Source organism: Variovorax soli, from assembly GCF_031454625.1.
In the GTDB taxonomy this organism is placed as follows: domain Bacteria; phylum Pseudomonadota; class Gammaproteobacteria; order Burkholderiales; family Burkholderiaceae_C; genus Variovorax; species Variovorax soli_A.
On record NZ_JAVDRF010000007.1, the window covers coordinates 15850 to 42626 of the forward strand.

A 26777-nucleotide genomic window follows, 5' to 3' on the forward strand; every position below is an offset into this window, starting at 1 on the left:
TGACTCGAATTCCTTGGAGACCCTGCCATGTCCTACGCTTCCGCCGCCGACCTGTCGAGTGCGCCTTACGGCAGCTTCCAGCCGGTCCTCGACTGGCAGACCGCCATCATCCAGAGCTTGATGCAGGCACAGCAGATGCAGCTGCAAATGCTGGCGGCGTGGCAGCAGCCCTTCGCCACGGTCAATCGGGAGCTCTGGGACCAGTGGGTCTGCCGCTTCGGCGGTGGCGTGCCGCTGGACGGTTAGCCCCGCGCAATTGCCGGTTGCCCATTCGTCTCCCCGGGGTTAACACCTAGATCTCGCCCTGAAGTTCCGCGGGTTGCTTGCCGATAGACCTCATGATCAGGCCCCGCATCGGCGGCCGTCGAGGAACAAGCATGCGGAACATGAAGATCGCGACCCGCCTCGGGTGGGGTTTCGGGATCGTCCTGCTGTTGATGGCAGTGTCGATCACGATGGGGCTGGTGCGCCTGCGCGCGGTGGCCGAGATCCAGGGACGCGCCGGGGCCGCGCAGCAGGCGGCGCTGCAGGGCGGTATCCGGCAGATCGCGCAGGGTGCCGCAGCGCCGGACGCGGTGCAGAAGCAGCTTGCGGCCTTCGCCGAGCTGCAAGACCAGCAGGCCCGAGCCACGGCCGCAGAGACAGAGCAGGCCGTCGACGGCGCGCGCTGGCTCCTGCTCGGCCTGGGCCTGCTTGCGCTGGCCACCGGCATCGGGTGGACCGTCGGGCTGGTGAGAAGCATCGTCCGCCCGTTGGACGAGGCCATCTTCATCGCCGAGACGGTGGCGGCCGGCGACCTCAGCAAGGAATTCGAAACCGAGCGCGGCGGCGAGTTCGGCCGCCTGCTGCGGGGCATGGGCGAGATGGAGGACACGCTGACCGAGGTTGTGACGCGGATCAAGGAGTCGACCGATTCGATCGTCACGGCGTCCGGGCAAATTGCCGCGGGCAATCAGGACTTGTCCTCGCGCACCGAGGAGCAGGCCAGCGCGTTGCAGCAGACCGCGGCCTCGATGGAAGAGCTGACCTCCACCGTCAAGCAGAACGCCGACAACGCGCGTCAGGCCAACCAGCTGGCGCTGTCGGCCTCCGAGGTGGCGGTCAAGGGCGGCGATGTGGTCAGCCAGGTGGTGGACACCATGGCCTCGATCCACGCCTCGTCGAAGAAGATCGTCGACATCATCGGCGTGATCGACGGCATTGCCTTCCAGACCAACATCCTCGCGCTCAACGCGGCGGTGGAAGCCGCGCGCGCCGGCGAGCAGGGCCGGGGCTTCGCGGTGGTGGCCTCCGAAGTGCGCAACCTGGCCCAGCGCTCCGCGGCGGCGGCCAAGGAGATCAAGGGCCTGATCGACGATTCGGTGGGCAAGGTCGATGCCGGCACCACGCTGGTGGGCGAAGCGGGCAAGACCATGGAGGAGATCGTGGGCAGCATCCGCCGTGTGACCGACATCGTCGGGGAGATCAGCGCGGCGAGCCACGAGCAGACCCAGGGCATCGAGCAGATCAACCAGGCGATCACGCAGATGGACCAGGTCACGCAGCAGAACGCCGCGCTGGTGGAAGAGGCTGCCGCCGCGGCGCAATCGATGCAGGAGCAGGCCGGCAAGCTTTCCCAGGTGGTGGGCACCTTCAAGCTCGACGACGACGAAGCGCCGGCCGCGCCTGCGCCGGTCGTTCCGGTGCAGGTGCGCCCGGCTCCCCAGGTCGCTGCGCGCGCGAAGCCACCCGTCCGCCGCGCGATGGCCGCGGCGCCTCGCAAGGCAGCGGCGCTGCCTGTCGGGGGCGAGTGGGAGAGCTTCTAGGCACTTTCGACCGGCCAAGAAAAAACCCGCCGAAGCGGGTTAAGGACAGCCCTGATTGAGGGAGGAGGGAGGAGAAGAACGGGCTGCCGGTACGCAGTGTCTGACCCCCGCCTTAGGGGAAACTTAAGTTGGCATTCGTTGGCGATGCGGCGGCTCTACCCGCCTTCGGGCGGAAGTCGAGCAGCTTCATCGCCGCCGCGAGCGGCTGCCGGCACTTCCAGTAGCCCGTCCACGGGTCGGATGTCTGGAACGACAGGTGCTCGCGCGCCGTGCCGATGTTCCATTGGGCCCCGCTCTTGAGCTTCGGGATGTCCTCCCAGGCAACCGGCATGGAGACGCCCAGGCCGGGCCGGGCTCGCGCGGAGAAGGCGGCGACGGTCGTTGCGCCGTGTCCGTTGCGCAGGTAGTCGACGAAGAGCTTGCCGACCCGGTTGGCCGCGCCGCTGCGAGCCACGAAGCGCGAGGGGATGACGAGCGCCAGGTGCTGGGCGACAGCCAGCGAAAAGGCCTTGACGGTGTCGTAGTCGTAGCGCGCGGCAATGGGCACGACCACGTGCATCCCCTTGCCGCCGCTCGTCTTGACCCAGGCTTCGAGGCCCAGCTCCGTCAGCAGCGTCCTCACCAGCAGGGCGGCCTCCTGGACCTGCGGCCAGGCCGTGCCCTCGCCGGGGTCGAGGTCGAACACCATCCGATCGGGCCGGTCGATGGTCCTGGCCTTTGAATTCCAGGTGTGAAATTCGATGACGTTCATCTGGGCCGCGCCCAGCAGGGCCTGGGCCGTCGCCACCTCGAGCAGCGCCTGGTGGCCGGGCCACAGTGCCGGGTCGAGTTCGCGCACGCCGGGGATGCCGATCTTCTCCCCGTGCTTCTGGAAGAAGAGCTGGCCGCCCACGCCGTCCGGGCCGCGGACGAAGGAGCAGGGCCGGCCCGCCACGTGCGGCAGCATCCACTCGGCCACCGAGGCGTAGTAGCGCGCCAGGTCCAGCTTGGTGAGGCCGGTGCTCGGGTCGATGACGCGGTCCGCATTGCTGACCTGGATGTCGCCGATGACCGTCTTGCCTGGCGCGCGGATGGGCCCGCCGGCGGCGAACGGCCGGGCGCTCTCGCGCATCACTGTGGCCGCCGGCTTGTCGCTTCGCAGCGAGATGAAGGAGGCATGGCGGATCTGGCCGTCCGGCGTCCAGGCCGCGAACTCGACCTCCGCGACGAGGCGCGGCTCGACCCACTTCTCGCTGCCGAGGGTGCGCCGCGACCATCGCCCCGCCTCGGGTGCGCCGGCAGGGAAGGGCGGATGCGGCCGTTCGAGCCTTGCCAGCTTCTGTTTCATGTGCTGCGCTTCCTCGACGCTCCATCCGGTGCCCACGCTGCCCACCGACAGCAGCGTGCCATGGCCATCGTGGACGCCGAGCAGCAGGCTGCCGACGCGGTTCCGGTCCTCGCTGTTCTCGACATAGCCGCAGACCACGAATTCCTGGCGCAGCCTGCACTTGAGCTTCAGCCAGGTGTCCGTGCGCCGCGACGAATAGGGGGCGTCGCAGCGCTTGGCGATCACGCCTTCGAGATTCATGCGCGCGGCCGAATCGAGGATGGATGCCGGGTCGGCGTCGAAGTCGGCGCTGTAGCGCACGTGCTCGCTGCCACGCTCATCCAGCAGCGCCTGGAGCAGCTGGCGCCGCGCGACGAGCTCGACGCCGCGCAGGTCGTAGCCTTCGAAAAAGGGAAGGTCGAACAGGAAGTACACGATATCGGCCTTGGCCACCCGGCTCTCCAGCGCGTTCTGCAAGGCATTGAAGCTGGGCAGGCCGTCGCTGCCCAGGACCACGATCTCGCCGTCCAGCCAAGCGGACTTGAGCCCCAGCTCACCGACCTCGCGCACCAGGTCCGGCATCTTCGACGACCAGTCGTGGCCGTTGCGGGTAATGAGCGCCGGCTTGCCACCGTCGATGCGCGCCAGGAGCCGGTAGCCGTCGAACTTGATCTCGTAGAGCCAGCGGCCGCTGGCCGGCACCCCGGTGGCGAGCGTGGCGAGCTGGGGCGCGAGCCGCGCCGGCAAGGCGGCCTTGACGGCGCCGGGCACAGGCGCTTCCGCGGTGCTCTTCCGGGCCGTGGCGCGCCGCGCCTTCGCAGGCGGTGAAGTCTCCGGACCTCGCTCGGCAGGCGGCCTCAATGGCTTCGCGATGACGCTGTCCGGCAGCGCGCTGACGACGTCGTACTCGGACCTCGGCCGCGCAAAGGCATCGCGCTTCTTGAACAGGATCCAGGGCTCCTGCCGCTCGCCGCCCTTGGCGATCTTCACCAGTTCCCAGAGGCCTGCCATCTTCTGGCCGTGCAGGTGAAACACCAGCTTGCCCTTCGCCAGCCCCTCGCGGGGATCGCCCACCGGCTCCCAGCTGCCGCGGTCCCACACGATGATCGTGCCGGCGCCGTATTGCTTGGGCGGGATGGTGCCCTCGAACGAGGCGTAGGACAGCGGATGGTCCTCGACGTGGATGGCCATGCGCTTGTCCGTCGGGTCGTAGCTCGGGCCCTTCGGCACGGCCCAGGAGAGCAGGACGCCGTCGAGCTCCAGGCGGAAGTCGTAGTGCAGCCGGGTCGCGGCGTGCTTCTGGATGACGAAGGAAAGGGCCTGCGCGGCGGCCTCGGCACGCTGGCCGCGCGGCTCGGAAGTCTTCGAGAAGTCGCGCTTGGCCCAGTACCGGGCCAGGGGATCGGCTTCACGGGCAGGCATGGCGGCTGGCCGGGGCGCTCAATGGGTCAATCGCCGGTACGCATTGAGGTGGCGCAGTGCGCCGCGGGCATCGCCGAACAGCTCCTGCAGGCGGCCCAGGTTGTAGTGCGCATCGGCAAAATCCGGATCGAGCTGCAGGCTGCGCTCGTAGTTCAGCGCAGCGACCCGCAGGCGCCCGAGCTCCTCGAGCGCGATCGCGTGATTGAAGAACAGCAGCGCCGATGGCGGGCAGCGGGGCAGCGCCTCTTCATGGAGCTGGACGGCGTCTTCGTAGCGCTGCAGATCGCAAAGCAGCGCGCCGAGATTGACGTAGGCATCGACGTGTTCGGGCACCGCGGCGATCAGCGCGCGGTAGGCCGCTTCGGCGCCTGCCGGATCGGTGCGCTCCAGCGTCTCTGCGTGGGCGAACAGCCGCTGCGCGTCGGGATCGCCAGCCGTTGGAGCCGGGCTCGGCGCCAGGAAGGCCACGCTGCCGTCGACCGGCGCGACCTCGAAATCCAGCAGCAGTTGCCCCGAACCCGCTTCCCAGGTGCTGTGGCGATCGCGCACGGCCACGTCGGCACCCACGGCGGTGATGCGCATGCCTGTCAGCGGCAGCTCGCCCGGCAGCGTCTCGCGCAACCGGCGCAGCGAGCGGAGGATCTTGCGCGGCGGGATCTGCGCCTCCTGCAGGCCGTGGGCGGTGCGCAGCAGCATGAGGTCCTGGAAACTGAAGCGGAACTCGTTGCGCGCGCCGCGCGTCGGCGTGACGAAGCCGGCGCTCACGAGGCGCTGGATCGCGAGGCGCGAGATGCCGAGCATCTGCTGCACGCGCCGAATGGTGTACGGCGAAGCGGCACCGCCAGCGCTCATGAGGCGACGCTCCCGAGGCTTGTCGCTGGGTGTCCTGCGCGCATCCCCGCCCGAGCGAGGGGGCGATCGCCATCGGACGGGCGGGCGGCGCTCACCCTTTCCTGGCCCGCGCACGCACGGGCGTCGCGGCGGTTTCGTCGCTCTTGGCGGCCCGCTTGGCCGTCTTTCTTGCACCGGCCTCGAACATCGGGGAGACGTTCTCGCGGGTCGCCTTGGCGGCCGTCTTGCCGCCCGTGGCGGGCGTGGCAGGGGTGGCGGGGGTGGCGGGGGCCGCGCGCGGCTTCTTGCCGAGGCTGGCCTTGAGCGCATCCATCAGGTCGATGACCTGGCCGCCGCCGCCCGTTTCTTCGGCGCGGGCGGAGGCGACGATGTGCTTGCCGGCGATCTTTTCGTCGATCGCCGCGAGCACGCGTTTCTTTTCCTCGTCCTGGTACTGGCTCGGGTCGTAGGCGTCTTCCGAGATCTGATCGATCAGCTGAAGCGCGAGCTGCAGCTCGGCCTGGGAGACGCTGACCTTCTCGATGTCGAGCTCCTTCATCGAGCGCACCTCGTCGGCATAGAGAAGCTGCTGCAGGATCAGGCCATCTTCCGCGGGCCGGATCTGCACCACGTATTGCTTTGCCTTCCACGACCACTTCGCGAGGGCGCAGCGCCCGCTCTTGCGCATGGCTTCGGTGAGGAGGGCGTAGGGCTTGCCGCCGCGCTTGTCCGGCGCCAGGAAATACGCCTTGTCATAGTAGATGGGGTCGACGGCACTTTCGGGAATGAAGGCCGTGATCTCGACGACGTGGCTGCTGCCTTCTTCGAGCGCCTTGAGCTCGTCGGGCGTGAAGAGCACGAAGCGGTCCTTTTCGAATTCGTAGCCCTTCACCATCTCGGAGCGCGGCACCACGCGCTGGTCCTTCTCGGACACGTACTGCTGCTTGACGCGCGACCCGTCCTTGGCGAGAAGGTTGAACCTGACGGTGGCGGCGCTTTCGGTGGCCGAGTAGAGGCGCACCGGGATGGAGACCAACCCGAAACTCAGCGTCAGCGAGGCAATGGAACGTGCGGCCATGGTGTTGTCCTTCGCGCCCGGATGGCGGGTGACGCGGTCAGGGTGCCGCGACATCGCGAAATCCTATGCGCTGGCCGGCAGGCTGTCACGTAGGACGTTCCTGCGTCACGCGAGCGCAAGCGCGGATTCCGTGCCCGAGTTCGGCTGGCTACCGCAGCACGCGTCCGTCCGCGGTGATGCTGATCAGGTCGATGGTGCGTTGCGGATCGCGCAGGCCCGGCCGCAGGTTGATGCGAAAGCCGCCGACGTCGTAGTCGGTCATGCTCGCCATCACGCGCTGCAGGCTGGCCGCCGTGAAGGCGCGGCCCGCGCGGCGCACCGCCTCGCCGGCGGCCTTGGCGGCGATGAAGCCTTCGAGGCCTTCGTAGGAGGAGGTCTGGTCCGAATTGTCGACGGCCGCGAGGTATTCCTTGACGATCGGGATCGCCGGGGAGCGCGGCGAGGGCACGACCTGCGAGATCACGATGCCGCTGATGTCCTTGCCCAGCGTCGCGTAGAGCGGGTCGATGCCGACGATCGAGAAGGCCATGAAGCTTCCGGCGTAGCCGCTCTTGCGCAGCTTGCGGATGGCCTCGGCCGTGGTGCCCGAGAGCGACACCAGCACGATTGCCTGCGGAGAGGCCTTCAGCACGTCCGCCAGCGCGGCGTCGAGCTTGACGCCGGCGGCCGGCACCAGCACGCTGGCCACCATCGCGCCGAGCTTCTGTTCGCCCATGGCCTGCTGGACCGCGGCCAGGCCGGCGCGGCCCATGGCGTCGTCGTCGCCGACCAGTGCGATGCGGTTTTGCCCCACGGTCGCGCACTGGCGCACGATCTTGATGGCCTCGTCGGCCATGCTGGGGCGCACATGGAACACATTCGGATGGGCCGCCGTGCGCAGGTTGTCCGCGGCAGCGAAGGGCGCGAACAGCACCGTGCCCTGCTGGGCCGCGGCGTTGGCGCCGGCCTCGCTGCTGGCGGTGCCTACGAAGCCGAACAGCAGGTCGGCCTTGTCGTCGACCAGCAGCGTGCGCGCGTTGGCGGCAGCGCGCTGGGCGTCATAGCCGTCGTCGAGTTGCACCAGCTTGAGCTGGAGGCCGCTGGCCGCATTGGCGTCGTTGAACTGGGTCGCATAGAGCCGGCATCCGGCCGCGAAGGCCAGGCCGATCTCGCTGGCGGCGCCGGTCAGCGGGACCGACTGGCCGAGGATCACGGTGCGGGCCGCGGCGCGGGCGGTCTGCGACTGCGCGAGACTGCTGCCGGTCCATCCACTGCCCAGCAGCAGCGCCGCACCCGCCTTGCTCATCAAGAGCCTGCGTGACCGATCCATGGAAACCTTTCGATACATCGATCGCAAAATGTAGCAACTTCGATGCCTTTGTACGAAGGTAGTAAGTCACGCTCGACCCGGACTTGCGCGGGCCGCCGTGCCCGATTCCCGCAGCGCCTAGACGCGGCTGAACACGAGGTCCCACACGCCGTGGCCCAACTTGAGGCCCCGGTTCTCGAACTTGGTGAGCGGCCGGTAGTCCGGTTTGGGCACGTAGGCCGCGGCCGTGTTGCGCAGCAGCGGCTCCTGCGACAGCACTTCCAGCATCTGCTCGGCATAGGGCTGCCAATCGGTAGCGCAATGCAAGTAGCCGCCCGGTGCCAGCCGATCGGCCAGCTTGCGCACCAAGGGAGGCTGAATCAACCGGCGCTTGTTGTGCCGCTTCTTGTGCCAGGGATCGGGGAAGAACACATGGACGCCTGCCAGCATGCCGGGCCGCAGCATGTGGTCGAGCACGTCGACGGCGTCGTGCGCGCAGATGCGGATGTTGGCCAGCTGCTGCTCGCCGATGCGCTTGAGCAGTGCACCCACGCCTGGTTCGTGGACTTCGCAGCAGAGGAAATTGATCTCCGGCTTCAGCGCGGCGATGTGGGCGGTGGCCTCGCCCATGCCAAAGCCGATCTCCAGCACGGTGGGGGCGGCGCGGCCGAACGCGGCCTCGAGGTTCAGCGGCTCGGCCTGGTAGGGCAGCAGGAAGATCGGACCCAGCTCGGCGAAGGCGCGTGCCTGGCCATCGGTGGTGCGGCCCGGGCGCCGGACGAAGCTCTTCAGGCGGCGGTGCAGGGGGTGTGGCGGGGAATCGTCGGAGGACGGGTCCCCATCGTGCGTGGGGTCATTGGCGGGCAGGGTCATCACGGGCGCGGATTGTAAAGAGCGCGCCAGCCCTCGACCCATCCGCTCAAGGCCTCTGCGGGGGTCGACGCATTCGACGCAGGCAGGCCCAGCACCTGCGCGGCGGCATTCAGCGCGCGCACGGCAGCAGCGGGCGTGGCGGTGTCGATCGGTGCGGCGCCGTTCTGCTTCGACAGCTTTTCGCCATCACTGCCGAGGACCAGCGGCGTATGCAGGTAACGCGGTTGCGGCAGCCCCAGCGCGCGCTGCAGCAGGATCTGGCGCGCGGTGTTGTCGGCGAGATCCACGCCGCGCACCACGTCGGTCACGCCCTGGTCGGCATCGTCCACCACGACGGCCAGCTGGTAGGCCCAGGGGCCGTCGGCACGCTTGAGCACGAAGTCGCCGACCTCGTGCGCAACGTCCTGGTACTGGCAGCCGAGCCGGCGGTCGGACCAGCAGAGCCTCTTCGACGTGCGCGCCGCTTCGTATTGCTCGGCAGCGAAGCGCCAGGCCCGCGGCGGCTTGCCATGCAGGCCGTCGCGGCAGGTGCCCGGGTAGACGCGTTCGCCGTGCCGGTGGTGCGGCTCGCCGCGCTGGGCGAGTGCCTCGTCGATGTCCTTGCGCGAGCAGCCGCAGGGGTAGGCCAGCTGCAGGGCCTTCAGATGCTCGAGGGCGCGCGCGTAGAGCGCGCCGCGCTGCGTCTGCCAGACCGGCGGCACATCAGGCAGCAGGGAGCAATCGGCCAGCTGCGACAGGATGTGCTCGCCCATGCCGGGCAGGCAGCGCTCGGTGTCGGCGTCCTCGATGCGCACCAGCCAGCGCGCCTGCGAGCCGCGGGCGCGCACGTCGAGCCAACTCGCCAGCGCCGCGACCAGCGAACCGGCATGCAGGGGACCGGTGGGCGAGGGCGCGAATCGCCCGATGGCGTTCATGGCGCGCGCCTCCGCTTCAAGCCACCTTCAACGCCAGGGTGAGTCCGGACAAAAAGGCATCCTCCACGCGATGCCCCGTGCACCAGTCGCCGGCCACACCCAGGCGGGCCTTGGCGTCCCACAGGTGCGGCGCGCCGACCGGCACCTGCGTCTGCGCCTCCGGCCAGCAGCGCGCCTGCGCATGCGAAGGCGTCGCGCGGATGCCGGTGATCTCGGAGAAAGCGCGCAGCAACTTGGCCTCGACGCGCGCGGGGTCATCGCGCAGGTGCTCCTTGGACCAGGCGGGGCTGGCCTGCAGGGTCCAGCGCTCGATGCGTTCTCGTCCCGGCTTGGAGGACTCGCGCGCCAGCCAGGCCACCCGATGGTGGTTGCTGCGCGCGGCGTTCCACTGCGGACCCAGGTGCGAGAGCGTCGGCTGGTTGGCCTGCGGGAAGGCGATCATCAATGTCCAGCAGGGCGCGATGCGCACGGACTCGGTCCGTTCGCGCAGCATCGCCATCGGCGCGCTGCCATCGAGCAGGGCGCGGGCGCCGCCGGGGGGCACGGCCAGCAGGACGGCGTCGAAGCCCGAATACACGTGCTGTGCATCTTCCGCGCCCTCGGTGCGCAACTGCCAGCGCTTCGCATCGAGCGCATCGGGCTCGATGGACGTCACCCGGGTGCGGGTGATGAGGGCATCGCCGAGAGGCGCAGCCCAGTGCGCGACCAGCGCGTCCATGCCGGGCTGTGCCACCCAGTGCTGCTCCCGTCCGGGCAGGGCAGCCTCGGCCACGCGGCCATGGGCGTCGAGCACGCGCACGAGGTTGGCGCTCCAGGGACGGCAGCAGCCGTTCGCGGTCTCGAGGGCGCGTGCGAATCGCGGGTCGCGCACGGTGAAGTACTGGGTGCCGCTGTCGAAGCTGCCGAAGGGCGTGGACTCGCTCGCCATGCGCCCACCGGGCGCAGCCTCGCGCTCGAAGACGCTGACGCGATGCCCGGCCTGGACCAGGGTGCGGGCGCAGGCCACGCCGGCCATGCCTGCGCCGACGATGGCGTAGTGGCGCGGAGCGGAGGATCGGTGGCGGTCGGCGGGCGGGCGAAGCGTCATGGTGCTGTCTCGGGTCGGTGGTTGGCGGGGCAGGGTTGACTCTAACCGGCCCGGCGAGGCTGCTCTCGCGCCGGCTCGCTCATCGCCCACGATGGCGTTCCAGCAGGGCCCGGCGCGTGCCCTCGTGCTCGAACTGCGCGAGCCACCATTTCAGCGCGCGCCCGGGCTGCCCCGCGGTGGGCTCGCGCCAGGCGCAATGCATCGTGGCCGTCGGCGGCGCGCGCTCGGTCTTGCGCTCGACCAGGTGGCCGGCTTCGATGTAGGGCCGCGCCATGGGTTCGGGCAGGAAGCCGCCGCCGAGACCATGCAACTGGGCGGCGAGCTTGGCCTGCGTCGAAGGCACCGTGAGCACGTCCTGGCCGCTGACGAGGTTGACCGTCATGCCCGGGCCCAGGCGCGAGGAGTCGGCGGCGGCCACCGCGCGATGCTGGCGCAGCATGGCATCGGAGAGCGGGACCTCGATGCGCGCGAGCGGATGGTGCGGCGCGACGGCGTAGACGAAGCGCAGGTTGCCCAGCGGCCGGCTGCGGATGCCCGTGGTGCCGAAGGCCAGGCTGGATGCATCCAGCACGGCACCGACCGCGAGATCGGCCAGGCCGCTGCTCACCGCCTCGATGGTGCCCAGCAGGGTTTCATCGCGCAGCTTGAGGCGCGTCGGCGGATCGAGGGCAAAGAAGGCCGTGGCGAGGTCGAGCATCGGATCGCGCGCGATCACACTGTCGATCGCGATGGTCAGCATCGGCTCCCAGCCGGTGGCGACCCGCTTGACCCGGTTGGCCACCGCATCGATCTCGTTCAGGAGCCAAGCGGCCTCGCGCAGCAGCTCGGCGCCGGCCTCGGTGAGGCGCGCCTGCCGCGCGCTGCGGTCGAAGAGCAGCACGTCGAGCGCGTCCTCGATCTGGCGCACACGGTAGCTGAGAGCGCTGGGGACCAGATCGAGCCTGCGCGCGGCGGCGGCGAAGCTGCCGGCTTCGACCACGGTCTGCAGCATCGCGAGGGCATCGGGGGTGAGGACGTCGCGGGCACTGTGCATGGCGCAAGAAATCGTTCAAACAATTTGAATGATGCCATCAAATCACGGCGCTTTCGAGGGCATGGTCCGGGCCTAAAGTTCAGCCTATCCGCTGCGCATACGGCGTGGCATACGAAAGCTTCGCGCAAAAAGGCGCCGGAGCAGGAGGTTCAGAGATGTTGAAGGTTCGTAAATCCCAGGAGCGTGGTTATGCCGATCATGGCTGGCTGCGTTCCTTCCATAGCTTTTCCTTCGCGGGGTACTACGACCCGGCCTACATGGGCTGGGGCAACCTGCGGGTGATCAATGAGGACCGCGTGGCCGCAGGGGCCGGCTTCGGCACGCACGGCCACCGGGACATGGAGATCATCAGCTACGTGCTCTCGGGCGAGCTGGCGCACAAGGACAGCATGGGCAATGTCGAGTCGATACCGCCGGGTGACGTGCAGCGCATGAGCGCGGGCCGCGGCGTGATGCACAGCGAGTTCAACCACAAGCCCGACCAGACTACGCATTTTCTGCAAATCTGGATCGAGCCCAACGTGCGTGGCATCGCGCCGGGCTACGAGCAGAAGGCTTTCGCGGATGCAGACAAGCGCGGCCGCCTGCGTCTTGTTGCTTCGCCCGATGGGGCCGAGGGTTCGGTGCTGGTGCATGCCGATGCGCGGCTGTACGCCGGCCTGCTGGACGGGGACGAAAAGGCCGGCCTGGCACTCGACCCCACGCGCAAGAGCTACGTGCATCTCGTGAAGGGCGAGCTGGAGGTCAACGGCACGAAGCTTGCGACCGGCGATGCCGCGCTGATCGAGCACGAATCGCAGCTCACGCTCGGCGCCGGCAAGGACGCCGAGGTGCTCGTGTTCGATCTGGCAGCCTGAAGTTCTTATTGTTTTTATTCATCAACCAAAGGAGTCTTTACCAATGTCCACCACCACCACCGCATCCCGCCTTGCCGCACCGGCCACCGCCAGCAGCGCCCAGGACACGCTGGCGCTGATCGGCCGCGTGCTGGTCGCGCTGCTGTTCGTGCCGGCCGGCTTCGGCAAGCTCATGGGCTTCGCCGGCGTCGTCGGGTACATCAGTTCGGTCGGGCTGCCGCTGCCGCAGGTGGGCGCCGTCATCGCGATCGTCGTGGAGCTCGGTGTCGGCCTGATGTTCCTCGTGGGCTACAAGACGCGCTTCGCCGCCATCGTGCTCGCGCTGTTCACCATCGCGGCCAGCTTCTTCTTCCACAACTACTGGTCCCTGCCGGCCGACAAGGCCTATGTGAACCAGCTGATGTTCTTCAAGAACATCGCAGTGGCGGGCGGGCTGCTGGCCTTCCTCGCCCTGGGTGCCGGCCGCTTCAGCATCGACAAGCGCTGAGCGCAGCGGCGATCGCCGATCGCCAATAATCCCGCATGACCGACATCGTTGTTGTTTTTCATTCGGGATACGGCCACACGCAGCGTATTGCGCAGGCGGTGGCCGATGGCGCGCAGGCCCGTCTGCTGCAGATCGACGGCGACGGCAATCTGCCCTCCGAAGGCTGGGCACTGCTCGCGGCGGCCGACGCGATCATCATGGGCTCGCCCACCTACATGGGCGGCGTGAGCTGGCAGTTCAAGAAGTTCGCCGATGCCTCCTCCAAGGTCTGGTACGTCCAGGGCTGGAAGAACAAGTTCTTCGCGGGCTTCACCAACAGCGCCGGCATGAACGGCGACAAGGACGCGACGCTGACCTACCTGTGGCACCTGGCCAGCCAGCACGGCGGGCTGTGGGTGCCGATCGGCATGAAGCCGAGCAGCGACAAGGCGGCGCGGCGCGATGCGATCAATTACGTCGGCGGCTACAACGGCCTGCTGACCACTTCCCCCACCGATGCCAGCCCGGCCGAGACAAGCAAGGGCGACCTCGAGACCGCCATCGCCTTCGGCGAGCATGTGGCCGAGGTGGCAAAGTCACGCGGCCCGACGCCGGCCTAACCCATGGAGAAACCACGATGACCGAAGCAGTGCTCCTGCAACCCCATGACAAGGACCTGGGCGGAGGCTTCAAGGTCCGCCGCCTGCTGCCCGCGGCCAGGCGCCGCTCGGTCGGCCCTTTCGTCTTCTTCGACCATTTCGGCCCGGCCACCGAAACGCCGGGCAAGGAGCACGACGTGCGGCCGCATCCGCACATCGGCCTGGCCACGGTGACCTACCTGTTCGAGGGCGCGATGATGCACCGCGACAGCCTGGGCGTGGTGCAGGAGATCCGCCCCGGTGCGATCAACTGGATGACCGCAGGCCGCGGCATCGTGCATTCGGAGCGCAAGCCCGAGCCTCTGCTCGATGCGACCTACGTCAACCACGGCCTGCAGCTCTGGGCCGCGCTGCCGCAGGCCTTCGAGGAGGTCGAGCCCAGCTTCTCCCACACCGCAGCCGACCAGATTCCGGCCATGGAGGTGCAGGGCATTCCGGTACGCGTGCTGGTCGGCGAGGCCTTCGGCGCGCGTTCGCCGGTCAAGACCTATTCGAAGACCCTTTACCTCGACCTGGCCTTGCCGGCCGGCGCACGTTTCGAACTGCCGGCGCTGGCCGACGAAATGGCCGTCTATGCCATCGATGGCCCCCTCCGGCTCGATGGCTCGCCGGTAGCGCAGCACCAGATGGCCACGCTGCCTGACCGCCAGGGCGGCGTGCTCGAGGCGGACGATGCCGTGCGCGTCGTGATCATCGGCGGCGAGCCGCTCGACGGGCCTCGCTACATCACCTGGAACTTCGTCTCCAGCCGCCGCGAGCGCATCCTGGAAGCCGGCGAAGCCTGGGCCGCACAGCGCATGGGCCACGTGCCGGGCGAAACCGAGTTCATCCCGTTGCCGGGCCATCCGTTCGTGGTGCAGGGGCAGGAGCCGGACGTGAAGACGACGCCGGTTTGAAAGCTGTGCAAGCGGACCGCCGGAACGCGAAGGGCTTACGGAGCCCGCTTGCTCACCCCTTGATCATCAGATCCGGATCCTCGGCAGCGCGCGCACTCGCCCCGTTCGAGCGCGCGCTCAGATCCGGCGCGAGGGTCTCGCGCCCGTCGAACACGAAGCACTCGCCGCGGTAGTGCGCTCCGCCGACCTCCTCGAAATACTTGAGGATGCCGCCCTCGAGCTGAAGCACGTCGGCCAGGCCTTCCTCGCGCATCAGGATCGCGGCCTTCTCACAGCGAATGCCCCCGGTGCAGAAGCTCACCACCGTCTTGCCTGCAAGCTGCTCGCGGTGCGAGCGCAAGGCCTTCGGAAATTCGGTGAACTTGCGGATGCGCCAGTCGATGGCGCCTTCGAAGCTGCCGTGGTCGACCTCGAAGGCGTTGCGCGTGTCGAGCAGCGCGATCGACTTGCCCGCATCGTCATGGCCCTGGTCCAGCCAGCGCTTGAGCGTGGCCGCGTCGATGCTGGGGGCGCGGCCGTCGGCGGGCTGGATGGCGGGGTGGTCCATGCGGATGATCTCTCGCTTCAGCTTGACCAGCATGCGGCGGAAAGGCTGGGCCGCGGACCAGCTCTTCTTGGCTTCGAGGTCAGCGAAGCGCGCATCCGCGCGCAGCCCATCGAGGAAGGACTCCACCGCAGCTTCGGTGCCGGCGACGAACAGGTTGATGCCCTCCGGCGCCAGCAGGATGGTGCCCTTGAGCGCGAGCGCATGGGTGCGCGTGCGCAGGGCCTCGCGCAGCGTCGCACTGTCTTCGATCGGCACGAACTTGTAGGCCGCGATATTCAAAATCTCTTGCACGGGGGCGGATTGTAGGGATTGAACTCACAGGGTGGGAGAGCGGCTTTCTACAATCGAGCCCATGTTCGTTCACCTGCGCCTGCACACCGAGTTTTCCGTCGTCGACGGCACCAACCGAATCGACGAAGCCGTCAAGGCGGCCGCCACCGACAAGCAGCCCGCGTTGGCGATCACCGACCTCAACAACCTCTTCGGCGGCGTCAAGTTCTACAAGGAAGCGCGCGGCAAGGGCGTCAAGCCGGTGCTGGGCGCCGAGGTCTTCGTCGACGGCCTGGGGGCAGAGCCCGGTGTGCTCAGCCGCATGGTGCTGCTGGTTCAGAACTTCGAGGGCTATCTTCATCTGTCCGAGTTGCTGGCGCGGGCCTGGACGCAGAACGTGGGCCGCGGCCAGGCGCAGGCGGTCTGCAAGCTGGCCTGGATCGAAGAGCTCCAGGGCGGCCTGATCGCGCTGTCGGGGGCGCAGGCGGGCCCGCTGGGCGCGCCGCTGCTGCAGGGTCAGGCCGAGCGCGCGGCCCAGGTCGCGCTGCAGCTCGCGGGCCTGTTCCCGCACCGCTTCTACATCGAGCTGCAGCGTGCCGGGCGTCCGGAAGACGAGCCGCACGTGGTGGCCGCGGTGCAGTTGGCAGCCCGCCTGAGCCTCCCGGTGGTCGCGACCCATCCGGTGCAGTTCGCGACGGCCGAGGACTTCGAGGCACACGAGGCACGCGTGTGCATCTCCGAGGGAGAGATCCTCGGCAACGCACGCCGGGTGCGCCGCTTCACGCCGCAGCAGTACTTCAAGTCCTCGGCCGAGATGGAGCAGCTCTTCGCCGACGTGCCGAGCGCCATCGCCAACACGGTGGAGATCGCCAAGCGCTGCAACCTCACGCTCACGCTGGGCAAGCCGAGGCTGCCCGACTTTCCGACGCCCAACGGCATGCCGATCGAGGAGTACTTCCGCCACGCTTCTTTCGACGGCCTGGAACAACGCCTCGCGCACCTGTACCCCGATGCGGCCAGGCGCGATGCGGAGCGCCCGCGCTACGTGGAACGCCTGGAGTTCGAGATCAACACCATCCTCAAGATGGGCTTCCCGGGCTACTTCCTGATCGTGGGCGACTTCATCAATTGGGCCAAGAAGAACGGCTGCCCGGTGGGACCGGGCCGGGGCTCGGGCGCCGGCTCGCTGGTGGCGTATGCGCTGAAGATCACCGACCTGGACCCGTTGGAATACAAGCTGCTGTTCGAGCGCTTCCTGAATCCGGAGCGCGTCTCGATGCCCGACTTCGACATCGACTTCTGCCAGAGCAACCGCGACCGGGTGATCGATTACGTGAAGGACAAGTACGGGCGCGATGCGGTGAGCCAGATCGCGACCTTCGGCACCATGGCCGCGCGCGCCGCCATCCGCGACGTGGGTCGGGTGCTGGACATGAGCTACACCTTCTGCGACGGCATCAGCAAGCTGATTCCGAACAAGCCGGGCATGTCGGTCACGCTGCAGTATCCGCCGGTGCCGAAGATCGAGGGCGACAAGAACAACTACGCGATCGAGATGGAGCCGCAGCTGGCGGCGCGCATCGAAAAGGAGGAAGAGGTCCGCATGCTGGTCGAGCTGGCGCAGAAGCTCGAAGGCATGACGCGCAACATCGGCATGCACGCCGGCGGCGTGCTCATCGCGCCGGGCAAGCTGACCGACTTCTGCCCGCTCTACCAGCAGCCCGGCAGCGACTCTGCCGTGAGCCAGTACGACAAGGACGACGTCGAGGCCATCGGCCTGGTCAAGTTCGACTTCCTGGGGCTGGCGACGCTGACCATCCTGGAGATCGCCAAGGAGTTCATCGTCAAGCGCCACAAGGGCCAGGAGAACTTCGCCTACGAGAACATCCGGCTCGACGACACGGCCACCTACAAGCTCTTCTCCGAGGGAAAGACCGAGGCGGTGTTCCAGTTCGAATCGCGCGGCATGCAGGGCATGCTGAAGGACGCGCGGCCGACGCGACTGGAAGATCTGATCGCGCTGAACGCGCTGTACCGCCCGGGCCCGATGGACCTGATCCCCAGCTTCGTCGCGCGCAAGCACGGTCGCGAGCCGGTGGAGTACCCGCACCCGCTGGTGGAAGAAATGCTCTCCGAGACCTACGGGATCATGGTCTACCAGGAGCAGGTGATGCAGACCGCGCAGATCCTGGGCGGCTACTCGCTCGGTGGCGCCGACCTGCTGCGCCGCGCGATGGGCAAGAAGAAGGCCGAGGAGATGGCCGAGCACCGCTTGACGTTCCGTGCCGGTGCAGCCAAGAACGGCATCAGCCAGGACAAGGCCGACGAGATCTTCGACTTGATGGAGAAGTTCGCGGGCTACGGCTTCAACAAGTCGCACGCCGCTGCCTACTCGCTGCTGGCCTATCACACGGGATGGCTCAAGGTCCACTACACGGCCGAGTTCTTCTGCGCCAACATGACCGTGGAAATGGACGACACCGACAAGCTCAAGGTGTTGTTCGAGGACGCGCAGAAGAACTTCGGCATGACTTTCGAGCCGCCGGATGTGAACCGCGGCAACTACCGCTTCGAGCCGGTCACCGACAAGGTGATCCGCTACGGGTTGGGCGCGGTCAAGGGCACCGGTCAGCTCGCGGTGGAGGCGGTGGTGCGGGCGCGGGAGGAGGGCGGCCCCTTCAAGAGCCTGTTCGACTTCTGCGTGCGGGTGGACCGCCAGCGCATCAACAAGCGAACGGTGGAGGCGCTGATCAAGGCCGGCGCCTTCGATGCCCTGCAGCAGAACCGTGCATCGCTGGTCGCCTCCATCGATCGCGCCTTCGAATTCGCGAGCGCCACCGAGGCCAATGCGGCGCAGGCCGATATCTTCGGTGACTTCGAGCACGGCTCGGCGACGCAGGAGCCCGAGCTGGTCGATGCCACGCCCTGGGGCGTGAAGGAGCGCCTGACGCTGGAGAAGACAGCCATCGGCTTTTACCTCTCCGGCCACCTTTTCGACGAGGTGGCGCACGAGGTGCGGCGCTTCTGCAAGCGCCAGATCGACGACCTGATCGACAGCCGCGAGCAGCAGGTCATCGCGGGCATCGTGAGCGACATGCGCGTGATCAACGGCCAGCGCGGCCGGCTGGCGATCTTCAAGCTGGACGACAAGTCCGCCTCCATCGAGGCCACCGCCGACGAGGCGCTGATCAACAACAACCGCAACACGCTGAAAGACGACGAGCTGGTGATCGTGAGCGGGCGCCTGCAGCCGGGCCGCGGCGGCTTCGAGGCGCGCTTCCAGGTGCAGCAGGTGTGGGACCTCGCCAGCGCCCGCTGCCGCTTCGGCAAGTTCCTGCGGGTGGCGGTCAATGGCAAGGCACCCGACATCGCGCGCCTGGTGCGCGAGTTCCCGCCGCGCACCGAGCAGAGCGAGCACGGCGAACTGCTGCAGGGCTTGCCGGTGCGGCTATCGATGGCGCGCGGCGGCGCGCAAGTGGAACTGCAGCTGGGCGAGCGGGCGAAGTTCTTCCCGACCGATGCGGCGCTGGCGAGCTGGATGGCGCAGGCCGAGGCGGGCAAGGCTGCGGTGGTGTACGAATAGGGCGGGGTCGGACACCTGAACGCGAAGGCCGCGAAGGCCGCGAAGGCCGCGAACGATCGCGAAGGACGAAGCGTCCTGAGCGGTATCAGCGCTTCGGACGCAGCGTCACGATCAGGCGCGGCGGCACGGTGCCGTCGATGTCGCGCGGCAGCTTCTCGGTCTTCTGCAGCGCGCGCAGGGCGGCCTCGTCCCAGTTGGGGAGGCCGCTGGTCTTGACCAGCGCGGGCGTGCCGACGATGGTGCCGTCGGGCGCAAGTCGCACGTCGAACTCTGCGCCCGGATTGCCGCTGACCAGATCCGCCTCGGGGAACACCACATTGGGCCGCACCGCCGCGGCGACCTTGCCGCCGTAGCTGCCCGACGGACCCGAGGAGCGTGCGGCATTGCCTTCGCCGCCGGTGCCGGCCAGGGCCTGCATGCGCTTGAGCGTGGCCGCGCGGTCGGCCGCGGCGACGGCGGCAGCCTTCGCTTCGGCCTCTTTCTTCTTGGCCGCTTCGGCTTCCTGCTTCTTCTTCGCCTCGGCCAGCTTCTGCTGCTGTTCCTTCTTGCGCTCGGCCTCTTCTTCGGCGCGCTCGCGCTCTTTCGCTTCCTGTTCCTTCTTTTCCTGCGCGGCCTTGCGGGCGGCTTCGAGCTTTTTCTGCTGTTGCTGCCGGGCCTGTTCTTCTTCGCGCTCGCGCTCCTTCTGCTCCTTGAGCTTCTTCTCGCGTTCGAGCGCGATGTCGGGCTGCTTGGGCGGGGGAGGCGCAGGTTCCGGTGGGCGCGCGGCCTGGGGCGGCGGCGGAGGAGGCGGTGGCGGCGGTGCCGGCGTGGGAGCGGGAGCCGGCGCCGGCGGCGTGGGCGCGACCGCGCGCGGTGCCGCCTGCTGGATGGTCGAGGACCACAGCTCGGCTTCGACCGCGTCGTTCTCGGCCTCGCGCCGCCAGTTCACGCCCCAGGTCAGGGCGATGATCAGCAGCGCGTGCGCGAACAGCGCCAGCAGCAGTGCGCGGAAGGTGCCGCGCTGCGGCGGCGGCGCGAACTCGGGGCGGTCGGCGGCCAGCGACATGGCTTACTTGGCGCCCGTGGTTTGCACCGAGAGTCCGACGCGCTCGATGCCGCTCGACTTGAGCTGGTTCATCGCCTTCACCACGGTCTCGTACTTGACCGACTTGTCGGCGCTGATGACCACCGGGCGCTGCGCATCGCCGCTCTGCGCGGTGCGCGCAGCGCTGCCGATCTGGGTCATGGGGATGGACAAGGCGCCGGTGCCGGTGGACGGGTCCTTCTTGATCTGGACCTCGTCGTCGCTTTTGATCACGATCTCGACCGGCCGGTCGGGCTGCTTGTTGGCGCGGTCCACCGTGGGCAGATTGATCACGCTGGGCGTGATCAACGGCGCCGTGACCATGAAGATGATCAGCAGCACCAGCATCACGTCGATGAACGGGACCATGTTGATCTCGTTGATCGTTCGGCGGCCGCGGCCGCGGGAGGACATGGCAGGCATGGTGCTTTCTCCTAGCGCACCGTGGCCGGGCCCATCGACGAGGGGTTGACGATGTGGGCCGTCAGGTTGCGCTGCAGGATGTTCGAGAACTCCTCGATGAAGGTCTCCAGGCCGATCGCGATCTTGTCGATCTCGCGGGCGAAGCGGTTGTAGGCGACCACGGCGGGGATGGCTGCGAACAGGCCGATGGCCGTGGCGACCAGCGCCTCGGCGATGCCGGGTGCGACGGTGGACAGCGTGACCTGCGCCAGCGCGGCCAGTCCCGTGAAGGCATGCATGATCCCCCAGACCGTGCCGAACAGGCCGACGTAGGGCGAGACCGAGCCGACCGTGGCGAGGAAGGAGAGGTTCTGCTCCACGGCGTCGAGTTCGCGCTGGAAGCTCGCGCGCATGGCGCGGCGGGCGCCGTCGAGCAGCGTGACGGCATCGGACACATGGCGCTCGCGCAGCTTCTGGTATTCGCGCATGCCGGAGGCGAAGATGCGCTCCATCGGCCCGGCGAACTTGGCGTGTTGGGCGGCCGAGGAGAACAGCTCGTTCAGGCTGGTGCCCGACCAGAACTCGCGCTCGAAGTCTTCGTTGAGCGAACGGGTGCGCTTGAGCGAGAAGTACTTGCGGAAGATGGCCGCCCAGCTGGCGATCGAGACCACGATCAGGAGCAGCACGACGAGCTGCACCGGAAGGCTGGCATGAAGCAGGAGGGAAAGGATCGAGAGGTCTTGATTCATGGCTTCTGAGGTTGAGACATGGAGCCCGCGTAGCGCGCAAGGGTTCCCGAAACCTGCGCCGGGATGCGCGCGGGCCGCAGTGTGTCGGCATGGACCCAGCCGATGCGGATGCTGGCTTCGCAGAGCACGGGGGCATCGGCCGTCGGATCGGCGGCGGGGGCGCGGGCCGGCCGGGCCAGCACGCGCTGGTCGATTATCAGGGACGCCGAGCCGATCTGGCGCAGCTCGGCGGTCACCAGCAGTTCGTCGTCCAGGCGAGCCGGACGGTGGTACTTCAGCCGGGTCTCGCTGACCACGAAGATGCCGCCCGTTTCCTCGCGCAGCGCGCGCTGTGCGATGCCCAGGGAGCGCAGCCACTCGGTGCGGGCCCGCTCCATGTACTTGAGGTAGTTGGCGTAGAACACGATGCCGCCGGCATCGGTGTCCTCCCAGTAGACGCGGATCGGAAGGGCAAAGCTCATGCGGGAACGCCGGCACCCGCCCAGGCCCGCAGGCGCTCCACCGACTCCTGCAGGTGTGCCATCGAGCTGGCGGTCGAGAAGCGGACGAAGCGCGAGGTCTCCGCCGTGCCGAAGTCGCGGCCGGGGGTGACCGCGAGATGGGCCTTCTTCATCGCCTCGAAGGCGAAGTCCCAGCTGTTGGCGATGCCCAGCTTTTCGCCGAAGGCGGAGCAGTCGGCCCAGGCGTAGAAGGCGCCGTCGGGCACCACCGGCACCTCGAGGCCCAGCGCCTGGAGCTGGGGGATGAACCAGTCGCGCCGGGCCTTGAACTCGGCGCGGCGGCGCTCGTATTCGGCGATGCTCTCGGGTTCGAAGCAGGCCAGGGCCGCGTACTGCGACACCGTGCTGGCGCAAATGAAGAGGTTCTGCGCGAGCCGCTCGATCACCGGCACCAGCGCCTCCGGCACCACCAGCCACCCCAGGCGCCAGCCGGTCATGCTGAAGTACTTGCTGAAGCTGTTGACGCTGATGATCTGGTCGTCGATGCCGAGCGCGCTCTGGCCGAACGCGTCGTCGTAGGAGAGCCCCAGGTAGATCTCGTCGATGAGCGTGATGCCGCCGCGCCGCGTCACCACCTCGTGGATGCGGCGCAGTTCCCCCGGCTCGATCGAGGTGCCGGTGGGGTTGGAGGGCGATGCCAGCAGCACGCCGCGCGTGCGCTCGGTCCAGGCGGCCTCGACCTTGGCGGCGCTGAGCTGGAAGCGTTCCCCGGCCGTGGTCGGGATCAACACCGCACGGCCGTCGGCGGCGCTCACGAAGTGGCGATTGCAGGGGTAGCTGGGGTCGGGCAGAAGGATCTCGTCGCCGGCCTCGATCAGTGCAAGGCAGGCCAGCTGCAGTGCGGCCGAGGCGCCGGCCGTGACGACGATGCGGCGCGCCGGCACGTCGACGCCGAAGCGCTCGCTGTACCAGGCGCTGATGCGCTCGCGCAGCACATCGAGGCCGGTGGCATGGGTGTATTGCGTGGCACCGGCACGCACGGCGCGCAGCGCGGCCTCCTGCACCGGCAGCGGCGCAGTGAAATCGGGCTCGCCGATGTTGAGGAAGATCATCGGCCGGTCCGTGTGCGCCACATTGCGTGCCACGGCCGAAGCCGCCTTGGCGACCTCCATCACGTAGAAAGGTTCGATGCGCTCGGCGCGCTTCGAAATTCTCATGGCCGCGCCTTGCCGCTGGCGCGATCGGCTTCCACCTCGGCGGGGCGCAGCTGCGGCGCAAGCCCGTTGAGCACCGCGTTCACGTACTTGTGACCGTCCGTGCCGCCGAACTCCTTGGCCAGCTCGATGCATTCGTTGAGCACCACGCGCCAAGGCACGTCGGGGCAGTTCTGGAATTCGTAGACGCCGATCCACATCACGGCGTGCTCGATGGGCGAGATCTCTTCGAGCTTGCGGTCGAGCAGGGGCAGGATCAGCGCATCGAGCGCCTGCGCAGTGGCGATGGCGCCGTGCAGCAGGGCGTCGTAGTGCGCGGCGTCGGCCTTGTGGAAGCCGGCGAGGTCGCGGGTGAACTGGTCGATGGATGTGGCGTCGTTGCGCCCCACCAGGTGCTGGTAGAGCGCCTGCAGCGCGAACTCGCGCGCGCGGCTGCGCGTCGATTTGGCGGAGGCCTTGCGTGCGCCGGTGCTGGTGAGCCCGGTGCGCGACTGGCGCGGCCGCTCGCCGCTGGTCTTGGTGTCGTCGGTCATGAAAGAAAGGTTCAGGGCCTGTTGGCCGACCCGATCAGACGCGCCATCTCGACCGCCACGCGCGCCGCGTCGCGGCCCTTGTCGGTCTGGCGCGCGAGCGCCTGTTCGAGGTTCTCGGTGGTGAGGATGGCATTGGCGACCGGCATGCGGTAGTCGAGCGCGATGCGGCTCACGCCGGCGCCGGATTCGTTGGCCACCAGCTCGAAGTGGTAGGTCTCGCCGCGGATGATGCAGCCCAGTGCGATCAATGCGTGATAGCGGTTGCGCTCGGCGAGGGCCTGCAGGGCGATGGGCACCTCCAGCGCGCCCGGCACGCTCAGGTGGTCGATGTCCTCGGCTGCCACGCCGAGCTGTTCGAGCTCGCCCAGGCAGGCCTTGGCGAGCGCGTCGGTGATGTCCTCGTTGAAGCGCGCCTGCACGATGCCGATGCGCAGGCCCCTCCCATCGAGGTTGGCAGCGTCGCCCTTGTTTGCGTTTTTCATCGTTCCTCCTTCGTGATGTAGCCGGCGATCTCCAGGCCGAAGCCGGCCGCCATGCTGGGCATGCGGCGCGGGGTGCCCAGCAGGTTCATGCGGTGCACGCCGCATTCGCGCAGGATCTGCGCACCGATGCCATAGCTGCGCAGGTCCATGCGGCCGCGCTCGGGCGCCTGCGCCGGGCGCGCGGTGCCGTCGAACTGCGCCAGCAGCTCGGCACCGGTCTCGCCGCAATTGAGGAACACGGCCACGCCCTTGCCCTGGGCCGCCATGTGCGCCAGGCTGGCATCGAGGCTCCAGGAGTGCAGCGAGCGGTTGACCTCGAGCGCGTCCAGCACCGACAGCGGCTCGTGCACGCGCACGTCGACCGTATCGCTCGTGTCCCATTGGCCGCGCACCAGCGCCAAATGCACGCCCTTGCTGGGCTTGTCCTTGAAGGCGTGGACGGTGAACCAGCCCCAGGCGGTCTGGATTTCGCGGCAGCCCACCTTCTCGATCAGCGACTCGGTGCGGCTGCGGTGCTCGATGAGCGCGGCGATGGTGCCGATCTTGATGCCGTGCTCGGCCGCGAAGAGCTGCAGGTCGGGCAGGCGCGCCATGGTGCCGTCCTCGTTCATGACCTCGCAGATCACGGACGCGGGCGAGCAGCCGGCCATGGCGGCGAGGTCGCAGCCGGCCTCGGTATGGCCCGCGCGCATCAGCACGCCGCCATCGACCGCCTGCAGCGGGAAGATGTGGCCGGGCTGCACCAGGTCGGCCGCCACGGCGTGGGGCGCGACGGCGGCCTGCACGGTTCGGGCGCGGTCAGCGGCGGAGATGCCGGTGGTCACGCCTTCGGCGGCCTCGATCGAGACGGTGAACGCGGTCGAATGCTTGGCACCGTTGCGTGCCACCATCGGCGGCAACCGCAGCCGCTCGCACATCTCGCGCGACAAGGTGAGGCAGATCAGGCCGCGTGCATGGCGCGCCATGAAGTTGATGGCCTCGGGCGTGATGTGGTCGGCCGCGATCACGATGTCGCCTTCGTTCTCGCGGTCTTCCTCGTCGACCAGGATGACCATGCGGCCGGCGCGCAGCTCGTCCACGATCTCCTCGATGGGGGAGACGGGCACGGGTGTCAGGCTGCTGCGCGGGGCGGCGATGGGCGTGACGGTGGCGTTCATGGCGTGGGGTCCTTGGGGATGGAGGGCAGGGCGCCGGCCTGGAGCATGCGCTCCACGTACCGCGCGACGGTGTCGATCTCGAGGTTCACGCGGCTGCCTGCTTCGAGGTTGCCGAGGGCGGTGTTCTCGACGGTGTGGGGAATGAGGTTGATGCTGATCTCGCTGCCATCCGGGCCGTCGCTCACGCTGTTGACGGTGAGGCTCACGCCGTTGACCGTGATCGAGCCCTTGTAGGCGAGGAAGCGGGCGAGCGATGCGGGGGCGAGTATGCGCAGCTCCCAGCTTTCGCCCACCGGGGCGAACCGGCTGACGGTGCCGATGCCGTCCACATGGCCGGACACGATGTGGCCGCCCAGGCGATCGCCGGCGCGCAGGGCCTTCTCGAGGTTGACGCCGGCGCCGCTCTCGGCGAGGCCGGCGGTCTTGTCCAGTGATTCGGCCGAAATGTCGACGGTGAAGCGCTGCTGCGCGGGATCGAGGGAGGTGACCGTCATGCAGGCGCCGTTGAGCGCGATGCTGTCGCCGAGGCCCACGTCGTCGAGATAGCCGGCGGGCGCCGCGATGCCGAGCCGCTTGCCGTGGGATGAAGAGCTGCCGAGGTCGTGGACGGCGGCGATGCGCCCCACGCCGGTGATGATTCCGGTGAACATCGCGGCATTTTCGCAGAGATGCGAGGCCGCCTTGGGAAGCTCAAGCTAAAAGCGGTCGCGACCCGCGACGCGGGCGAGGATGCGCAGGTCCGGGCCGAGGGCTTCGACCGACTTGAATTCAAGCGCGAGAGCCTGGTCCAGCCGGGTCAGGTTGCCTGCGGGATTCGGCAGGTGCGCGATCCCGAGGCCTTCGCCAATGAACTTCGGGGCGAGATAGAGCAGCAATTCGTCCACCAGGCCTTCGCGGAGCAGGGAGCCGTTGAGCTTGTGGCCGGCTTCGACGTGCAGCTCATTGACTTCGCGCAGCGCGAGGTCGCGCAGCATGGCCGCGAGGTCCACTTTGCCTTGCGGGTTGGCGACATAGCGGACGATGGCGCCTCGCGCTTCAAGGGCTGACTGGGCGAATGCGTTGGGAGTCGCGGCATAGATCCACACCGGCCTGGCAGGCGCGAAAAGCCGTGCGGTGGGCGGCGTCTGCAACTGGCTGTCGACCACCACCAGTGGCGGCTGGCGTGGCGCCGCGACCAGGCGCACGTCGAGCCGCGGATCGTCCTCGAGCACGGTGCCGACACCAGTGAGCAGGGCGCCGGCACGAGCGCGCCAGGCATGGCCATCGGTGCGGGCAGCTTCGGAGGTGATCCATTGGCTGGTCCCGTCAGCCAGGGCGGTCTTTCCATCCAGCGAGGCAGCGGCCTTGAGCCGGACCCAGGGGGTCTTGCGGATCATGCGGCTGAAGAAGCCGATGTTGAGTTCGCGCGCCTCCTCGGCGCCGAGGCCCACCTCGACTTCGATTCCGGCCGCGCGCAGGCGCTCGAAGCCCTGGCCGGCGACCAGCGGGTTGGGGTCGCTGAGCGAGGCGACGACCTTGCGGATGCCGGCGGCGATCAGGGCGTCGCAGCAGGGACCGGTGCGGCCATGGTGGGAGCAAGGTTCGAGGGTGACGTAGGCCGTGGCGCCGGCGACGGAATGGCCTTGGGCCGCGGCGTCCAGCAGAGCCATGACCTCTGCGTGGGGGCCGCCAGGGGGTTGGGTGTAGCCCTGACCTAGATGTTGCCCGTCCGGTGCCAGGATGAGACAGCCGACGTGCGGGTTCGGCGGGGAGATCGTGCGGGCTGAAGCGCCCAAGTCCAACGCCAGCCGCATAGGGGCATCAGGCGGGAAGCGGTCTGTGG

The 26777-nt window shown here is 68.5% G+C and carries 26 protein-coding genes; 7 read left to right on the forward strand and 19 right to left on the reverse strand.

What is annotated here, in order from left to right; translation table 11 throughout:
* Nucleotides 1–27 precede the first annotated feature (27 nt).
* Nucleotides 28–246: a hypothetical protein gene (locus J2739_RS16795; RefSeq protein WP_309903636.1), complete on the forward strand. Its 219-nt coding sequence runs from the start codon at nt 28–30 to the stop codon at nt 244–246.
* A 140-nt stretch (nt 247–386) separates the two neighbouring features.
* Complete coding sequence (locus J2739_RS16800) at nt 387–1805, forward strand: methyl-accepting chemotaxis protein (RefSeq protein ID WP_309903637.1); 1419 nt, start codon at nt 387–389, stop codon at nt 1803–1805.
* Between the two features lie 112 nt (nt 1806–1917).
* Here the strand turns inward: J2739_RS16800 and ligD are convergent, their stop codons facing one another.
* From ligD to J2739_RS16840, 8 genes are all read right to left on the reverse strand, one after another.
* Nucleotides 1918–4533: a DNA ligase D gene (gene ligD / locus J2739_RS16805; RefSeq protein WP_309903638.1), complete on the reverse strand. Its 2616-nt coding sequence runs from the start codon at nt 4531–4533 to the stop codon at nt 1918–1920.
* Between the two features lie 18 nt (nt 4534–4551).
* Complete coding sequence (locus J2739_RS16810; RefSeq protein ID WP_309903639.1) at nt 4552–5385, reverse strand: tetratricopeptide repeat protein; 834 nt, start codon at nt 5383–5385, stop codon at nt 4552–4554.
* Between the two features lie 91 nt (nt 5386–5476).
* Nucleotides 5477–6442, reverse strand: coding sequence for a non-homologous end joining protein Ku (gene ku / locus J2739_RS16815; RefSeq protein ID WP_309903640.1), 966 nt, complete (start codon nt 6440–6442; stop codon nt 5477–5479).
* A gap of 148 nt (nt 6443–6590) precedes the next feature.
* The gene (locus tag J2739_RS16820; RefSeq protein WP_405053901.1) at nt 6591–7751 is read right to left on the reverse strand and encodes an ABC transporter substrate-binding protein; all 1161 of its coding nucleotides are present in this window, start codon (nt 7749–7751) and stop codon (nt 6591–6593) included.
* Nucleotides 7752–7868: 117 nt separating this feature from the next.
* Nucleotides 7869–8603, reverse strand: coding sequence for a tRNA (guanosine(46)-N7)-methyltransferase TrmB (gene trmB / locus J2739_RS16825; protein WP_309904057.1), 735 nt, complete (start codon nt 8601–8603; stop codon nt 7869–7871).
* Nucleotides 8603–9517: a tRNA glutamyl-Q(34) synthetase GluQRS gene (gluQRS, locus tag J2739_RS16830; RefSeq protein WP_309903642.1), complete on the reverse strand. Its 915-nt coding sequence runs from the start codon at nt 9515–9517 to the stop codon at nt 8603–8605. The genes trmB and gluQRS overlap by 1 nt, the downstream gene beginning before the upstream one ends.
* 16 nt (nt 9518–9533) lie before the next feature.
* Nucleotides 9534–10604 carry an NAD(P)/FAD-dependent oxidoreductase gene (locus J2739_RS16835; protein WP_309903643.1) on the reverse strand — a complete coding sequence of 357 codons (1071 nt, stop codon included), beginning with the start codon at nt 10602–10604 and terminating at the stop codon, nt 9534–9536.
* Nucleotides 10605–10683: 79 nt separating this feature from the next.
* Nucleotides 10684–11637, reverse strand: a complete 954-nt coding sequence (locus J2739_RS16840) for a LysR family transcriptional regulator (RefSeq protein ID WP_309903644.1) — start codon at nt 11635–11637, stop codon at nt 10684–10686.
* A 155-nt stretch (nt 11638–11792) separates the two neighbouring features.
* Between J2739_RS16840 and J2739_RS16845 the strand changes: the two genes are divergently transcribed.
* Genes J2739_RS16845 through J2739_RS16860 form a run of 4 tightly spaced genes read left to right on the forward strand, consistent with a single transcriptional unit; the run spans nt 11793 to nt 14515 of the window.
* On the forward strand, nt 11793–12494 hold the full coding sequence (locus J2739_RS16845; RefSeq protein ID WP_309903645.1) for a pirin family protein: 702 nt from the start codon (nt 11793–11795) through the stop codon (nt 12492–12494).
* A 43-nt stretch (nt 12495–12537) separates the two neighbouring features.
* Nucleotides 12538–12981 carry a DoxX family protein gene (locus tag J2739_RS16850; protein ID WP_309903646.1) on the forward strand — a complete coding sequence of 148 codons (444 nt, stop codon included), beginning with the start codon at nt 12538–12540 and terminating at the stop codon, nt 12979–12981.
* 35 nt (nt 12982–13016) lie between these two features.
* Complete coding sequence (locus J2739_RS16855) at nt 13017–13580, forward strand: flavodoxin family protein (RefSeq protein WP_309903647.1); 564 nt, start codon at nt 13017–13019, stop codon at nt 13578–13580.
* Between the two features lie 17 nt (nt 13581–13597).
* Entirely contained in the window at nt 13598–14515 is a 918-nt protein-coding gene (locus J2739_RS16860; protein WP_309903648.1) for a pirin family protein, read from the forward strand.
* A 52-nt stretch (nt 14516–14567) separates the two neighbouring features.
* On the opposite strand, the gene J2739_RS16865 is transcribed toward J2739_RS16860, so the two are convergent.
* Nucleotides 14568–15353, reverse strand: coding sequence for a sulfurtransferase (locus J2739_RS16865; RefSeq protein ID WP_309903649.1), 786 nt, complete (start codon nt 15351–15353; stop codon nt 14568–14570).
* Between the two features lie 61 nt (nt 15354–15414).
* Here J2739_RS16865 and dnaE point away from each other — a divergent pair, with 61 nt between their 5' ends.
* On the forward strand, nt 15415–18915 hold the full coding sequence (gene dnaE / locus J2739_RS16870; protein WP_309903650.1) for a DNA polymerase III subunit alpha: 3501 nt from the start codon (nt 15415–15417) through the stop codon (nt 18913–18915).
* 85 nt (nt 18916–19000) lie between these two features.
* Here dnaE and tolA read toward each other — a convergent pair whose 3' ends face one another.
* Genes tolA through ribD form a run of 10 tightly spaced genes read right to left on the reverse strand, consistent with a single transcriptional unit; the run spans nt 19001 to nt 26748 of the window.
* On the reverse strand, nt 19001–19960 hold the full coding sequence (gene tolA, locus J2739_RS16875) for a cell envelope integrity protein TolA (protein WP_309903651.1): 960 nt from the start codon (nt 19958–19960) through the stop codon (nt 19001–19003).
* A 3-nt stretch (nt 19961–19963) separates the two neighbouring features.
* The gene (locus J2739_RS16880; protein WP_309903652.1) at nt 19964–20401 is read right to left on the reverse strand and encodes a biopolymer transporter ExbD; all 438 of its coding nucleotides are present in this window, start codon (nt 20399–20401) and stop codon (nt 19964–19966) included.
* Between the two features lie 11 nt (nt 20402–20412).
* Nucleotides 20413–21129, reverse strand: coding sequence for a protein TolQ (gene tolQ, locus J2739_RS16885; RefSeq protein ID WP_309903653.1), 717 nt, complete (start codon nt 21127–21129; stop codon nt 20413–20415).
* Nucleotides 21126–21590, reverse strand: a complete 465-nt coding sequence (gene ybgC / locus J2739_RS16890) for a tol-pal system-associated acyl-CoA thioesterase (RefSeq protein ID WP_309903654.1) — start codon at nt 21588–21590, stop codon at nt 21126–21128. Before ybgC ends, tolQ begins: the two co-directional genes overlap by 4 nt.
* Complete coding sequence (locus J2739_RS16895) at nt 21587–22786, reverse strand: pyridoxal phosphate-dependent aminotransferase (protein WP_309903655.1); 1200 nt, start codon at nt 22784–22786, stop codon at nt 21587–21589. Before J2739_RS16895 ends, ybgC begins: the two co-directional genes overlap by 4 nt.
* Complete coding sequence (gene nusB / locus J2739_RS16900) at nt 22783–23316, reverse strand: transcription antitermination factor NusB (RefSeq protein WP_309903656.1); 534 nt, start codon at nt 23314–23316, stop codon at nt 22783–22785. The genes J2739_RS16895 and nusB overlap by 4 nt, the downstream gene beginning before the upstream one ends.
* An 11-nt stretch (nt 23317–23327) precedes the next feature.
* Nucleotides 23328–23798, reverse strand: a complete 471-nt coding sequence (ribH, locus tag J2739_RS16905) for a 6,7-dimethyl-8-ribityllumazine synthase (protein WP_309903657.1) — start codon at nt 23796–23798, stop codon at nt 23328–23330.
* Nucleotides 23795–24955: a bifunctional 3,4-dihydroxy-2-butanone-4-phosphate synthase/GTP cyclohydrolase II gene (gene ribBA, locus J2739_RS16910; RefSeq protein ID WP_309903658.1), complete on the reverse strand. Its 1161-nt coding sequence runs from the start codon at nt 24953–24955 to the stop codon at nt 23795–23797. Before ribBA ends, ribH begins: the two co-directional genes overlap by 4 nt.
* Nucleotides 24952–25605, reverse strand: coding sequence for a riboflavin synthase (locus tag J2739_RS16915; RefSeq protein WP_309903659.1), 654 nt, complete (start codon nt 25603–25605; stop codon nt 24952–24954). Before J2739_RS16915 ends, ribBA begins: the two co-directional genes overlap by 4 nt.
* A gap of 45 nt (nt 25606–25650) precedes the next feature.
* Nucleotides 25651–26748, reverse strand: a complete 1098-nt coding sequence (gene ribD, locus J2739_RS16920) for a bifunctional diaminohydroxyphosphoribosylaminopyrimidine deaminase/5-amino-6-(5-phosphoribosylamino)uracil reductase RibD (protein ID WP_309904059.1) — start codon at nt 26746–26748, stop codon at nt 25651–25653.
* Between the last annotated feature and the right edge of the window lie 29 nt (nt 26749–26777).

Coding starts and splice junctions, on each gene's coding strand:
- J2739_RS16845 (WP_309903645.1), top strand. CDS start 11,793: ATGTTGAAGGTTCGTAAATCCCAGGAGCGTGGTTATGCCGATCATGGC.
- J2739_RS16800 (WP_309903637.1), top strand. CDS start 387: ATGAAGATCGCGACCCGCCTCGGGTGGGGTTTCGGGATCGTCCTGCTG.
- ybgC (WP_309903654.1), bottom strand. CDS start 21,590: ATGAGCTTTGCCCTTCCGATCCGCGTCTACTGGGAGGACACCGATGCC.
- J2739_RS16795 (WP_309903636.1), top strand. CDS start 28: ATGTCCTACGCTTCCGCCGCCGACCTGTCGAGTGCGCCTTACGGCAGC.
- dnaE (WP_309903650.1), top strand. CDS start 15,415: ATGTTCGTTCACCTGCGCCTGCACACCGAGTTTTCCGTCGTCGACGGC.
- J2739_RS16835 (WP_309903643.1), bottom strand. CDS start 10,604: ATGACGCTTCGCCCGCCCGCCGACCGCCACCGATCCTCCGCTCCGCGC.
- tolA (WP_309903651.1), bottom strand. CDS start 19,960: ATGTCGCTGGCCGCCGACCGCCCCGAGTTCGCGCCGCCGCCGCAGCGC.
- J2739_RS16880 (WP_309903652.1), bottom strand. CDS start 20,401: ATGCCTGCCATGTCCTCCCGCGGCCGCGGCCGCCGAACGATCAACGAG.
- J2739_RS16855 (WP_309903647.1), top strand. CDS start 13,017: ATGACCGACATCGTTGTTGTTTTTCATTCGGGATACGGCCACACGCAG.
- nusB (WP_309903656.1), bottom strand. CDS start 23,316: ATGACCGACGACACCAAGACCAGCGGCGAGCGGCCGCGCCAGTCGCGC.
- ku (WP_309903640.1), bottom strand. CDS start 6,442: ATGGCCGCACGTTCCATTGCCTCGCTGACGCTGAGTTTCGGGTTGGTC.
- gluQRS (WP_309903642.1), bottom strand. CDS start 9,517: ATGAACGCCATCGGGCGATTCGCGCCCTCGCCCACCGGTCCCCTGCAT.
- J2739_RS16915 (WP_309903659.1), bottom strand. CDS start 25,605: ATGTTCACCGGAATCATCACCGGCGTGGGGCGCATCGCCGCCGTCCAC.
- J2739_RS16840 (WP_309903644.1), bottom strand. CDS start 11,637: ATGCACAGTGCCCGCGACGTCCTCACCCCCGATGCCCTCGCGATGCTG.
- tolQ (WP_309903653.1), bottom strand. CDS start 21,129: ATGAATCAAGACCTCTCGATCCTTTCCCTCCTGCTTCATGCCAGCCTT.
- ligD (WP_309903638.1), bottom strand. CDS start 4,533: ATGCCTGCCCGTGAAGCCGATCCCCTGGCCCGGTACTGGGCCAAGCGC.
- ribH (WP_309903657.1), bottom strand. CDS start 23,798: ATGAAAAACGCAAACAAGGGCGACGCTGCCAACCTCGATGGGAGGGGC.
- ribD (WP_309904059.1), bottom strand. CDS start 26,748: ATGCGGCTGGCGTTGGACTTGGGCGCTTCAGCCCGCACGATCTCCCCG.
- J2739_RS16820 (WP_405053901.1), bottom strand. CDS start 7,751: ATGGATCGGTCACGCAGGCTCTTGATGAGCAAGGCGGGTGCGGCGCTG.
- J2739_RS16850 (WP_309903646.1), top strand. CDS start 12,538: ATGTCCACCACCACCACCGCATCCCGCCTTGCCGCACCGGCCACCGCC.
- J2739_RS16895 (WP_309903655.1), bottom strand. CDS start 22,786: ATGAGAATTTCGAAGCGCGCCGAGCGCATCGAACCTTTCTACGTGATG.
- J2739_RS16810 (WP_309903639.1), bottom strand. CDS start 5,385: ATGAGCGCTGGCGGTGCCGCTTCGCCGTACACCATTCGGCGCGTGCAG.
- J2739_RS16860 (WP_309903648.1), top strand. CDS start 13,598: ATGACCGAAGCAGTGCTCCTGCAACCCCATGACAAGGACCTGGGCGGA.
- ribBA (WP_309903658.1), bottom strand. CDS start 24,955: ATGAACGCCACCGTCACGCCCATCGCCGCCCCGCGCAGCAGCCTGACA.
- trmB (WP_309904057.1), bottom strand. CDS start 8,603: ATGACCCTGCCCGCCAATGACCCCACGCACGATGGGGACCCGTCCTCC.